This is a genomic window from Cerasicoccus frondis (assembly GCA_031296915.1).
Lineage (GTDB): Bacteria > Verrucomicrobiota > Verrucomicrobiia > Opitutales > Cerasicoccaceae > Cerasicoccus > Cerasicoccus frondis.
This window is the reverse complement of sequence record JAVDPC010000020.1, coordinates 35,412-48,591: the sequence shown is the minus strand read 5'-3', so window position 1 is coordinate 48,591 and position 13,180 is coordinate 35,412. Positions and strand designations below refer to the sequence as shown.

The window sequence follows — 13,180 nt, the reverse complement described above, 5'->3', positions numbered from 1 at the left end:
GAAATGAATGAAAAATATTTGAATTAAACATCGTCGTTGTTCAGCCAGCGAAATGCGATCACTCTAAATTGCCGCCCAAACTCAGTTGGTGGATTGGCAAGCTCGGAGCGGGTTGGCGTTGAGGTGTTGATTACCGGGTCGGGAATACGCTGAACAATCGCTTCGCACCAGGCTTGTGATTCGATTTCGCCGGTCAGCGGGTTGGCGTGGTCTCCGTAGGCGCGCACGCGGAAAGTGTCTGAGCGCACTGTCATGAGCGGGGCGAGGGGTTGCAAGAGGTCACCTTGCATGATCCACCCAGGCATGCCCATTCCGGCGGCGTCTTCATCATTGAAAACATCGGTGGCGAAGGTTGGCGTCGTCAGCGCAGTCCCACGTTCCGAGCCGATGAGGTCTTCACTCAAGCGCTGGTTGACTGATTTATCCAATGCTGCTTGCAGGGCGCCGCGGCGTCTTTGCTCCGGATCACTTGAGCCGGGGCGGCGGTTAATGAAATCGCCCATGGATGAGAATGGCCCGCGTGTTTGAACTTCATCGACAACGGCTTGCGCTAAGTCTGTCAGCTCAGCATCGGTAAGCCGCCGATAGGCATTCCAGAAATTCTGGCCATTTTCCTCGGTCGCGAATCCGGTGTCGTAGGAGACTGGCGTGCGGAAGAAGACGGCGCCGCTCTCTGACTCATGCGACGCAATGGCCTGCGTCTCGGGATTATACACCGGCACGGCCAAATGCGAATTGCTGGCGAGAAACGCTTTCCACGCATCCACCGATGTGGAGTTGACGTTGAACATACCGTCGGCGAACAGGAAGGCGGCGCTTAAATTGGCGGTGTCGGTTGCGGACTCGTCAGTGAGCAACGTTGCGAGGCCAGCATTGTCCAATTCGAATCCGGCGGGCGAATGCAACGCAAAGCGTGAATTCGGCAAGGTGTCGACGTTGGCGTTGAGGTCGTCGATTGCTTCTTCGGCGTCATCGGCTGATTGCGGAATGGTCGAAAAGAAATAGCTGTCCCACACTGCGTTGTTGATGGCGTAAGACCAGTCGTAGGCGTAGCGCGTTCGGGAACCTTCGGTGTAGGTCGATTCAGTTTGATCGGAAGGGATCTTGGAAATGGCGTAGCTGTTGCCGAAGATATAAGCCGGGTCGCGCGTATAGCGACTCAGGCCAGCGTGTTGAAAACTTCCCAGGGATATCAGCGGCTCACGCGGTATGTGAAAGAGGACCACCGAGGCGCCTCCCAGCGCGCCACCGCTTGAGATGTTACGGGTGTTGCCCCAGAAGCTTGAAAAGCGATCCAGGTCGGAGACGATTGGCTCCGGCGCCGCGCCGGGCGCATAATCCCGAATGATCCAGCCAGAATATGTGGAAAGGCCATTGCCGCTGCGAAAGCCTTCTTCTTTGCCCGACATCATGATGGGACGTGGGTTGGAGTCGATGAGCTGTCGGTGGGCTTCATGCGAGTCTTCCGTTGTGCGGAGGCTGAACTCGACGGCCGTAATCGTGAAGGGGCCGGCCGATAGTTGCGTCAACGGCGAGCTCCAATTAACTTCCGGCGGGCGCATTTCATCGACGTATTCTTGAAAGTAGCTATCGCCCAATTGCGAGGCTTGGTTGGAATCGCCAATGGGACCCGTCCGCATGTAAAAGGCGCCATGCGGGGACTTGTAGGTTTCGCCTGCCACATTAATTGGCTCGTAGCTGATTTGCACTTGCACGTTGATGTCGCCGGTCGATTCGCCATCGCCTAGTGTAACCGTCAGGTTATCCAGCTCCTCAGCGGTAAAGCCGAAGCGATCACTCTTGGCGCTGGAGGAAGTGCTGCGCGTCGATTGATGGGAATAGGGCGAGGCCGTGTTGCCGTTCTGCAAGGCGGTTACGATGTGGCTCGATTGCGTTAGATCCACGTAGTAAGCCCCGTCTTCATTCCAATCCGCCTCCATTTGGGCGAAGTCACTATTGGAAGTGGAATCGACTACTGCGTAAGGCTGGTCCAGTGAGTAGTAACGCGTTTCGCCCGGCAGCAATTCCGTATCGTTTTCAATGCGCCAACGAAACAGCGAACCATAGGCGCTCGATTCAGGAAGCGTCTCCTGCATATTAAACGTCACCGTTGGCTGTCCACCAACCGTGATGCTAATTGTTGGCTTAAACTCCCAATTGTAATTGTACTGCGTCGCGTTCAATTTCACATCGTAGGGATTATAGAGCGCGATGAGCGGCTTATAATGAATGATTGGTCGGTAAGTGGTAATGCTTTCGCCGCTGTTGTCCGTATCCAGAGTCGCTTGAAACTCCAAGGCCACACTGAGCCCGAGCATGGACGTGACCGCGTGGACGGGTTGGTTATAGTGATAGATCTCGTCAGCATCGTAATAGCTGACTGCGCTTGCGGCGGCCCCGGATACGTTCGGCAGCGGCGGCGTTGCCGTGAAGGCGCCGTTGTCGACGTCTTCATAAAGCCGATAATAAGAAGCGAGCGTGCCCCAATTAGGCGAACCGTAGGGGAAGGCATAACTGTTGTCGTAGGCGCGAAAGGCGTATGGCTCATCCCAATTGCCGATGGGGGATTGGGTCGGGCTTACCCCGAAGTAGCGCTCGAAGGCCGCGTCATTTTCGAGGAGGTGGGTGAGGTCGGTTTTCAAACCGCCGTTTTTCGCATCCGTCATGATGCCCCGCGCGTGAAGGGAAAGATCGTGGAAATACCGCGTGCCGACCGTGCTATTCGACGCTAGGTTGTTGAGGTTTTCCAGCGATGTTAGGATTTTCAGTCGGGCGTCGTTTGGTTCCAGGGCCTCGAAGGCAGAGTCCAGGTTGACGAAGCCGGTGTAGCGCGGCGCGGACAGATTGATGTCAGTTGCGTCGACTGCTTCAGGGACGGGGAAATTAATGCGGGCCTTCGTGTTTTCTTCGCCAATCCAAAACGCGTAGTGATTGTAATCGTCGAGAGGCAGTCTGCCGACGGCAACGGCGTCGGCCCCCGCAGCATTGTCCACCGATCCGGCGCCGACGATTTGCACCCAATTTGAATTGGAGGCAACGAGATCGATATTGTCGCTTTGGCTTTCGCCGTAGACATTGGTAACGCCGGTTGGCAGCGAGACCAGCCACCCTTCAAAGTCGGTTGCGTTCGCGCCGCCTTCGCTGCCCGACTGCCAAACGCCGGTCCAATGGCCTTTGCCCAGCACGGCGTTGTCGATGTTCGCCGGCGCGGTAATGCGCGTATCGGCTCCAGCCAGCTTTTGCAGTTGCCCCAATGCGAGGTTCAAGCCGAGTAATGCATTTTGGCGAGCCGTGTCCTTATGCAGTTGTTGTGACGCCGTCGCTGTCTCGATTCGCACCAGTGTGCTCAAGCTTAACATCAGTAGCATGATAAACGCCATGAGCGCGAGCGCGACAATCAAGGCGAATCCTGGGCTTTGCTGATGGGATTGCCGAGATTTCTCAGCTCTCCGGGAGAGTTCTCGGGTAGGTGTGAGTTGGGTAACCAAGTGACTGCGAAAATTATTCAGCCAAGGCGCCAGCGATCTTCTCGAAAGCCCATGCATCCTGACTGTAAAGTTGAGGGGTGCGTTATGCTTATTCGCCCTCTATGCTGTCGACAAACCATTTTTTTGCAATGGGCGGGTTATTCAAACATTTGAAACCGGTAAGGGCAGGCAGCGGGAGCAGATTTTGACTCGATGAAACAAAAAAACCGCCAGCCGTAGACTGCGCGGTTTCTTTGAAAATGGTGGCCAGACCGTGAATCGAACACGGGACACAAGGATTTTCAGTCCTCTGCTCTACCAACTGAGCTATCTGGCCAATTTGGGAAAGAGGGCGATAATTGCACTCAATCAATTCGGGTCAAGGCGTTTTTCGGCAAATTTTTCTTATTTTTATCGAGAATGGACAACGGCTGGTTTTGTGCTATGTTGGTTCCTACCATGAGCTTACTCGAAATTCTACTATGCATTTTCCTGCCGCCAGTAGCTGTCGCGATGAAAAAAGGCGCTGGCGTCGATCTGATCATCAACATCCTGCTTTGGGTGGTCCTATTCTGGTTAGGAGGCGTGATTCACGCTTTTTGGGTGCTAAATCAAAAATGAATCTCGCTTATTAGCGAAAATTTGTCAGCGTGACGCGCTATTTTTCTTTTTATGAGCGCGCTCGCAGAACCAACACGCACTGCGGAGAAGATCCGCAACATCGCAATTATCGCACACGTTGACCACGGCAAGACCACCTTGGTGGACTGCTTGCTGCAACAATCCGGGACTTTCCGTGAAAACCAGGAAGTGCAAGAGCGCGCCATGGACAGCATGGATCTGGAGCGCGAAAAGGGCATTACCATTAAGGCCAAGAACACCGCCATCCAGTGGAACGGCTATACGATTAACATCGTGGACACCCCCGGGCACGCCGACTTCGGCGCCGAAGTGGAGCGTGTGATGAAGATGGTTGACGGCGTGCTGCTGCTGACCGACGCCGTGGGCGGCCCGCAGGCCCAAACCCGCTGGGTGCTCCGCAAGGCGCTCAGCCATGGCCTCAAGACGATTTGCGTGATTAATAAGGTGGACCGCGACACCGCGCGCCCCGAGTGGGTGCACGACAAGGTGCTGGAGTTGTTCCTCGACCTCGAAGCCGACGAAGACCAGTTCAACGCGCCTTTCCTCTACGCATCCGCCAAGAATGGCTTTGCTGACCGCGAGGAAGACGGCCCGCGCGAGAACATGACCGCGCTGTTCGAAACCATCGTGGAGCGCATTCCGGCGCCCGTCGTCGAAGAAGGCGACTTCCGCATGCTCGTTTCCAACATCGACTGGGACGCCTTCGTCGGTCGTTTGGCCATTGGCCGTATCCTCTCGGGTAAGATCGAGAGCGGCGCCACGATCCACGCGCTCCGCAAGGACGGCAAGGTCGACCGCGTGAAGATCACCAAGCTAATCCGCTTTACCGGCCTCGGCGTGCAGCCCGTTGAATCCTGCGAAGCAGGTGACATCGTGGGCATCGCCGGCTTTGAAGACGTCGACATCGGCGACACGCTCGCGGCCAATAAGGACGCCGAGGCGCTGCCGTTCATGGAAATCGACCCGGCCACCGTGCAGATGGAATTCCACGTCAACGATGGTCCCCTCGCCGGCAAGGATGGCAAGAAGGTGACTTCCCGCCAGGTCCGCGATCGCCTGATCCAGGAAACTAAGGCCAATATTTCAATTAAAGTCGCTGACACCACTGAAGGCACCCGCTTCCTCGTCAATGCCCGTGGCGCGATGCAGATCGCCGTTCTCGTGGAAACGATGCGCCGCGAAGGCTACGAAGTGATGGTTTCCCGCCCGACGGTGCTCTTTAAGGAAATCGACGGCAAGCAGTGCGAGCCTTTCGAGCAGGTTTGGGTGGAAGTGCCCGAAAGCATGATGGGCGCTGTCATGGAAAACCTGTCCAACCGCAAGGCGCAGATCACCAACATGGAGCACCACCACGCTGGCGTGACCATCGAGGCGACGATCTCCACCCGCGGCTTGATCGGCTTTGAGAGCGACTTGACCACGCTGACCAGCGGCCATGGCGTTTGCTCGCACATGTTCCTGGAATACCGTCCGAAGGGCGCCGAGATCATCACGCGGAACACGGGCACACTCTGCTCGGTGGCGACTGGCCCGGCTATGGGCTATGCGCTGAACATGATCCAGGCGCGCGGCAAGCTGTTCGTGGCCCCCGGCGACGAAGTTTACAACGGCCAGATTGTTGGCGAATGTCCGCGCAAGGAAGACCTCCCAGTCAACCCCTGCAAGGCCAAGCAGCTCGACAACATGCGCTCCTCCGGTAAGGACGACAATGTGCAGTTGGCGCCGCCGATCCGTTTTTCCCTCGAGCGCGCGATCGAATACATCGCGGCCGATGAGCTGGTTGAAGCGACGCCGAAGTTCCTGCGCCTCCGCAAGCGTGTGCTCGACTCGGAAGAGCGTCGCCGCATCGCCAAGCGTGGCGCCAAGTAAGCACGGCAAGCAGCATTATTTTTCGACCGGCGGTTCCATATGGAGCCGCCGGTTTTGGTTACGAAGATCACGATTTATCGGATCAGTGTATCTTTTAGGCGTATTGAGGGGGAGGGTTCCTGCTTTCTGGTTCGCAGAAAATACGGCAAACTGGAGATGTTTGAATTTACTCCCCAACGAAAACCGAAAGATCTCGATGAAATCTGTTTCCTTCATGCTCCTTGCGCTGGCGCCGCTTTGCGTGCGCGCCGAAGAAACGCTGAACGTTTACTTTATCGGCAATAGCCTGACTGCCAGCACGACGCTTGACCGCGTGCGCACGCTGTTCGGTGAGCGGGGGATTGATCTACAATTCGGCTCGCAGCTCTCGGGCGGTAAGTCGCTGATCCGCCACTGGAATTATAAAGACGAGCCCAGCCAGAAGTGGATTGCCTGGGAAACGAATGTGCCTAGCGGCGACACGTTCACTGTTGACCCGAATCCCTACGACAAGCTGGAGAACCCGCGCTTTGGCCGCTACGAAACCGGTCTGACTGAGCATCAGTGGGACGCGCTTGTGCTGCAGCCCTTCCTCAGCAAAATCAAGGACACCTACGCCGGCGCGTGCAACTTCATCGACCTAGCGCTGGAGCATAAGGCGACGGATACGTTTTATGTCTATGCAACTTGGCCGCGGCGAGACCGGGAGAAGGGCACGAAAAGGCCGCTGAATATCGATTACCCTGCTGCTTGGGAAGCACGCTACACGGCTACGCTTGAAGACGATGACTGGACAGCCGCTAAGAGCGCCGCATCGCGCGACTTTTATGGCCAACTCTTGGATTACCTGAACGCCCAATATCCACAACTTAAGTCGCCAGTGCGCTTGATTCCCGTCGGCGAAGTGCTCTTTGAGCTGGATAAAAAGATCAAGGCGGTCGAGCTGCCTGATTTGCAAAAACTAGCCGATCAAGATCCGGATTGGTTGCCCGGCCTGGACGAGGACACGGACTTTGCCGATGGCGTGAACGTGCTCTATGCCGATGCGATTCACCTGAATCCAATACCGCACAAATCTAGCACGCTGGGCATTTTTGTGTCAGGCTCGACAATCTTTACGGTGCTGAGTGGGCAGAATCCCGTGGGCATGTCTGCGGAACCTTATGGCTTGGACAAGCCCGAGTATGCAGAACTCGTCCGCGTTGTGCAGCAAACGATATGGGATGTCGTAAGCCGTGATCCGCGCACGGGCGTGCAGCCGTAAAATAAGGAAAAATAGTTGACCGCCCTTGCTTGATTTTTTGTTGACTTTGTCTATCGTTCGCAGCGTCCCTTACTGGGCAACCACGCTGCATGCATTCAGATGAATCACAACGAAAAAGCCAGTTTCGTGCTAACCGATGGGTTCGGTTAAGCGCCTGCTTGTTGGGAGTATGGTTCTTGCCGGGTTGCGTTACGGAAACGGAAATTACGCCGCCGGTGCAGATGCCGACGGCGTTTAGCGACACTGGCTCCGTAGTCATACCAGACAACTGGTGGACGGCTTTTGGCGATGAAGCGCTCAATGATCGCATGGAGCGCGCGCTGTCTTTTAACCTCAGTCTGGAAGCGGTCTGGCTGCGACTCATGGAGGCGCAGGCAGTGATCACGCGTGAATCGGCGTCGCTGTATCCAAGCGTCGATGCATTTTTCGAAGGAGCGGCTGGATCAGGTTCTGGGGGGAGCTCTAGCTTTCAGGAATTTGGCGCTGGGCTAAACGCATCCTACGAAGTGGATTTGTGGGGGCGCATTCGCTCGCTGGTCGATGCCGAGCGCTTTCGTGCGGAGGCGACGTTTTATGATTATCAGACTGCCGCGCTCACGCTCACGGCGCAGGTTGCGGTGACTTATTATCAGTTGGTGGAAGCACAGAATCAGCGGGACCTGTTGCTCGAGCAAATCAAGGTCAACGAGCAGGTGTATGGCTCACTGAAAGCGCGCTTCAGCAGTGGCTTGATTCGTAGCGCTGACCTTATCCGGCAGCAGCAATTAATCGAAGCCACGCGCGAGCAAGTGATTGTTGTTGAGGCGCGGATTGGCGTTTTGGAAAATGCGCTCGCCGTGTTGGAGGGCAAACCGCCGGAAGTGGGTGAACCGGTTGCCGACGAACGATTGCCTGAGCTGCCGCCTATGCCGTCAACCGGCGTGCCCGCCGCACTGGTGCAACGCCGACCGGATGTGCAAGCCGCCTATTTCGTGGTCAAGGCGGCGAATGCGGATTTGGCCGCCGCCATCACCAACCAATACCCACGTCTGTCGCTGGATGCGGCGATTTTCACCGTGGGCGAAACGCCGTCTGATTTGTTTGGCTCATGGATTCGGTCCATCGCGGGGCAGATTGTCGCGCCGGTCTTTGACGCCGGGCGTCGCGCAGCCGAAGTCGACCGCAACCAAGCTCTGCAGCAACGCCGTGTAATGGAATACGGACAAGTGGTGTTAGACGCCTTTCAGGAAGTAGAGGACGCGCTGGTGCGGGAGCAAAAACAGGTCGAGCGGATTGCGAGCATTGAAGAGCAACTGCGCCTTGCGCGCATGTCGTATCAGCGTTTACAGATCGAATATTTTAATGGCGTCACCGAATACCTCGACGTGCTCACCGCGCTTATTGAAGAGCAGCGTTTACAACGTCAGCTTTTGGAGGGCCGCCGCACGTTGATCGAGTTCCGCATTGCGCTTTACCGGGCATTGGCGGGCAGCATCGAGACGGACCGCGAGGTCGTCGCCGCACTTATTCAGGAAACCGAAGACGAGGAATACGCAACATGGCTAAGCAGGCAGAGACCGGGGAACCCAACCAGAAATCAATAAACTGGAAGCTGACCCTTTTCCTATGTGGACTGATCGCGCTAGCGGCCATCGGATTGACCGCGTTTATTCGGTCGACGCAGCCCAAGGCGCAGCGCACCGGCGCCAGTAAGAAAACGGCCATGTTGGTCGAAGTGATCGATGTGGAGCGTGGAGACTTCAGCCCGGAAATCGTCGTGATGGGACTCGTCCGTGCGCGTGACGATGTGATGCTGAGCCCGCGCGTGAGCGGCGAAGTCATTGAGCGTTCGTCCAATTTTTCTTCAGGCGCGCTGGTGAGCAAAGGCGAGGTGCTGCTCAAGCTGGACCCAGCGGATTACGAGAATGCGGTTGCCCAACGGCAGAGTGCGTTGCATCAGGCTGAGGCGGATTTACAGATCGAAATGGGGCGACAAAACGTTGCGAAGCTCGACTACGAGTTGCTCGATAAGGACATTGTCGCTGGTAATGAAAATCTGGTGCTGCGCAAGCCTCAGCTTAGCGCTGCACAGGCGGATGTCGAAGCGGCGCAAGCAATGCTGGATCAGGCTAAGTTGGACCTGGAGCGGACCACGATTCGTGCGCCGTTTGATGCGCAAGTCTTGTCGCGCCGGGTGTCGGTTGGTTCGCAGGTTTCGCCCGGTGATGACCTCGGTCGGTTGGTCAATGTACACCGATATTGGGTGACTGCGACGGCGCCATTGGACAAGATTCCCTATATTAACTTTGCATCGCAAAGTGAAGGCGCAGGTGGCTCAGCGGCTGAGTTTCGCAATCGGACCTCGTGGCAGTCAGGCGTTTATCGCGAAGGCGCGGTGGATAAACTCATTGGCGCACTGGATGAAGGCACGCGACTGGCGCGCATCAATATTTCCGTGGAGGATCCCTTGGCCTTGGAAGAAGCCAATGCGGGCAAGCCGCCGTTGATCATTGGATCGCTGCTCGAAGTGACGATCCACGGGAAGCCGATTGAAAATGTGTTGCGTCTGGATCGCGCCTATTTGCGTGAAGACGACACGGTGTGGATCATGGAAGATGGCTTGTTGAAGATCACTCCGGTGGCGGTTGTCTTTCGTGATGCACAGTACGCCTACATCAGCGATGGTTTATCCGAGGACGCCAAGGTTGTGACGACGAGCTTGAGCTCAGTTGTCAATGACGCGCCGTTACGCACCGAAGGCGAAGCGAAGGAGGCAGCGAAGTGATGCGTGACGCCCAGACGCCAAACGAAGGCGGCGCGATCGGCTGGATGGCGCGCAACTCGATTGCGGCGAATCTTCTGATGGCGATCCTGCTCATCGGCGGCATTTGGACGGCGTTGACGATGCAGAAGGAAGTTTTCCCGGAGTACGAACTCGACGTCGTTTCCGTGAGTGTGGGTTACCCTGGCGCCGCGCCAGCCGAAGTGGAGCAGGGAATATTGCTGCCAATCGAAGAAACGGTTCGTGGCGTGGATGGGATTAAAGAAATTACCTCTGTCGCACGCGAAGGCTCGGGCTCGGTTTCGATTGAGCTGGTGGTGGGGACGGACCGCATGCGCGCTTTTCAAGACATAGATCAGGCCGTTAGTCGCATTCGCACTTTTCCTGACGACATCGAAGAACCGGAGGTCAGCCTGCAATCTCAGCAGCGCGAAGTGCTGGAAGTTGTGTTGTACGGCCATGTGGATCATTGGGTTTTACGGAAGCTGGCGGAACAGTTGCGCGACCACATGCTCAGCGATGCGCGCGTGACGCAGATCGAGCTTGGACGCGCGGCGGACTACGTGACGCATGTGGAAATATCCCGCGCCAAACTCCGGGAATATAAACTCACCCTGAGCGATGTGGCGGACATCATTGAGCGATCCAGTGACGACGTTGCCGCAGGCGTCGTGGAAACGCGCACGGGCGAAATCCTACTTCGCGTGAAAGAGCGCAAGCAATGGGCTGACGAATTCGGCGACATTGAAATTCTCGCCACGTCGGAGGGCGCCAGCGTACGGCTGGCGGACATCGCCGAGATTCGCGATGGCTTTGAGGAAGGCAGCTTTCATTCGCAGTTTAATCAGACGCCTTCGATGGAGTTGAATGTCTACCGCATCGGCGATCAGTCGCCACTGGAAATTGCGGAAGCGGTCGAGGATATCATGGCGGATTTTGAGACCACGCTGCCGCCGGGCGTGGATTGGCGCATTGATAACAATGCGGCTGAAGAATATCGTCAGCGGCTTTCTTTGCTCGTGGAAAATGGGGTTATGGCTGCGGTGATCGTGTTGTCGATTCTCGCGCTGTTTCTGGAGTTTCGCTTAGCGTTTTGGGTGATGATGGGAATGATTATTTCGTTCATTGGAGGCATCATGTTCCTACCACTCATCGATGTGAGCATCAACATGGTTTCGATGTTTGCGTTCCTCGTGGTGCTGGGGATCGTGGTGGACGACGCGATTGTTGTCGGCGAAAATATCTACGAATATCGTCAGCAGGGCATGGACTTCATGACTGCGGCGGTGCGGGGCGTGCGCGACATTACCGGGCCGGTGGTCTTCAGTATTTTAACCAACATTGTCGCATTCATTCCGCTTTTGTTTATCCCGGGGACGACGGGTAAATTTTGGTGGCCGCTGCCAGCGGTGGTCATCATCGTGTTGACGGTTTCACTTTTCGAGGCGGTCTTTATTTTGCCTGCGCACTTGGGACACGCGAAAGAGGGGGGGCATGGGAACAAGCTTGGAGCGAAGCTGCACGACATGCAGCAAGCATTTTCACGCGGTTTCACCTGGCTGATTGATAATTACTTTCGGCGATTGCTGGACTTGAGTTTACGCTTCCGCTACGTGACGATTGTCGCTGCGGTTGCGTTGTTGATTGTCGTGGGCAATTACGCGACAAGCTCGCACATGGGGATGATCAATATGCCCGAAGTGGCGGCAGATGAGATTGAGGCGGGCATTCGTCTGCCGGTTGGCATTACGCCGGATCAGGCGGCGCGCATGGCTGAAGATGTGACGGCGTCTACGCGTCGTATGTTTGATGAGTACAACCTCGAAACGGTTGCGGAGGGAATTAAGACGAACGTTCGCCGCGGCAACTTCATCGATGTTGAAATTGTGATGCGTCCGCCCGATGAGCACAACATGACCGCAGCGGAAATTATCCAACTCTGGCGTGATGAGATAGGCGACATTCCCGGGGTGAGCCAAATTACGTTTGAGGCGGAGAGCGGGCCAGGTGGCCATCGACAGGACATCAGCATCGACCTTAGCCATAACGATATCGAGGTGTTAGAACGTGCGAGCAAGGCCTTTGTCGAGCGCGCCGAAGCATTTGAAAACACGCTCGATGTGAGTGATAATTACAACAAGGGCAAGAAGCAGATTGACTTCAAGTTGCGTCCTGAAGGCCGTGCGCTGGGGCTCACTTCCGAAGATGTCGGACGGCAGGTGCGCGATGCTTTTTACGGCGCACTGGCCAAGCGGCAACTGCGGGGCACAAACGAAATTGAGGTGCGCGTGAAGCTGCCGTTGCATGAGCGCAAGGACCTGCATAATCTGGAGGATCTGGTTATCCAGGCGCCCGATGGAACGGAGACGCCGCTGCTCGATGTGGTCGACGTTTCCTACGGTGAGGCATTTACATCGATTAACCGTCGCGATGGGCGGCGGGTGGTCAACGTTTCCATGGACGTCGAGCCGAAGCGCACGATGTCGCAGGTGATGGATGTTTTTCAAACTGAAACACTGCCGCAATTGCGCGCTGATTTTCCCGGGATTACCTGGACGTTTGAGGGCAGTCAGGCGGAAATGCGCGAGTCCACCCATGTGCTTTACGGTGGTTTGTTGTTGGCGCTTTTCGTGATTTACGCACTGCTCGCGGTGGCGTTTAGTAGTTACATTCAACCGCTGATCGTGCTGGTCGCGATTCCATTTGGCGCCATTGGCGCAGTGATCGGGCACATCATCCTTGGCTATGATTTGTCGTTGATCAGCCTCATGGGCATCATTGCGCTGGCGGGCGTGGTGGTGAACGACTCGCTGATCATGGTGGATTACGCGAATCGACAACGCTCCAAAATGGATGCTTTCGAAGCTGTTCGCCAAGCCGGTTTACGCCGCTTTCGTCCCATTGTGTTGACGACAATGACGACGGCAGGTGGATTGATTCCGATCATCCTGGAGCGCTCGATGCAGGCGCAGTATTTGATTCCCATGGCGGTGTCTTTGGGCTTCGGCATTGTGTTCGCCACAGCCATCATATTGCTGCTCGTGCCGTGTCTTTATCTCGCACTGGAAGACTTGAAGCGGTGGTTGGGTGTTGACGAAGGCACAGTTGGCACTGATTAAAACTTCAGTGAAATCAATGATTTATCGCCGAAATCCGCGTTTTGAGTGGGTGGATGTTCACGGCCAAACGACGTTTTTT

Annotated in this window: 7 protein-coding genes and 1 tRNA gene; 6 read left to right on the top strand and 2 right to left on the bottom strand. The window is 56.0% G+C overall.

Annotation, left to right across the window (positions count from 1 at the left end):
• Positions 1-23 precede the first annotated feature (23 nt).
• Together RBB63_RS15530 and RBB63_RS15525 are read right to left on the bottom strand one after the other, a co-directional pair.
• The gene (locus RBB63_RS15530) at positions 24-3,401 is read right to left on the bottom strand and encodes a hypothetical protein (RefSeq protein ID WP_309385883.1); all 3,378 of its coding nucleotides are present in this window, start codon (positions 3,399-3,401) and stop codon (positions 24-26) included.
• A gap of 327 nt (positions 3,402-3,728) precedes the next feature.
• Positions 3,729-3,804 (bottom strand) — tRNA-Phe (locus tag RBB63_RS15525).
• A 122-nt stretch (positions 3,805-3,926) separates the two neighbouring features.
• On the opposite strand from RBB63_RS15525, the gene RBB63_RS15520 reads away from it, so the two are divergent.
• The 6 genes from RBB63_RS15520 (at position 3,927) to RBB63_RS15495 (ending at position 13,101) form a co-directional block, all read left to right on the top strand.
• Positions 3,927-4,088: a YqaE/Pmp3 family membrane protein gene (locus tag RBB63_RS15520; RefSeq protein ID WP_309385882.1), complete on the top strand. Its 162-nt coding sequence runs from the start codon at positions 3,927-3,929 to the stop codon at positions 4,086-4,088.
• Positions 4,089-4,139: 51 nt separating this feature from the next.
• Positions 4,140-5,978, top strand: coding sequence for a translational GTPase TypA (typA, locus tag RBB63_RS15515; protein WP_309385881.1), 1,839 nt, complete (start codon positions 4,140-4,142; stop codon positions 5,976-5,978).
• Positions 5,979-6,174: 196 nt separating this feature from the next.
• Complete coding sequence (locus RBB63_RS15510) at positions 6,175-7,221, top strand: hypothetical protein (protein WP_309385880.1); 1,047 nt, start codon at positions 6,175-6,177, stop codon at positions 7,219-7,221.
• Positions 7,222-7,442: 221 nt separating this feature from the next.
• Positions 7,443-8,804, top strand: a complete 1,362-nt coding sequence (locus tag RBB63_RS15505; RefSeq protein ID WP_309385879.1) for an efflux transporter outer membrane subunit — start codon at positions 7,443-7,445, stop codon at positions 8,802-8,804.
• On the top strand, positions 8,759-9,985 hold the full coding sequence (locus tag RBB63_RS15500; protein ID WP_309385878.1) for an efflux RND transporter periplasmic adaptor subunit: 1,227 nt from the start codon (positions 8,759-8,761) through the stop codon (positions 9,983-9,985). The genes RBB63_RS15505 and RBB63_RS15500 overlap by 46 nt, the downstream gene beginning before the upstream one ends.
• Positions 9,985-13,101 (top strand): efflux RND transporter permease subunit, encoded by a 3,117-nt coding sequence (locus tag RBB63_RS15495; protein ID WP_309385877.1) that lies wholly within the window; start codon positions 9,985-9,987, stop codon positions 13,099-13,101. Before RBB63_RS15500 ends, RBB63_RS15495 begins: the two co-directional genes overlap by 1 nt.
• The last annotated feature ends 79 nt before the right edge of the window (positions 13,102-13,180 follow it).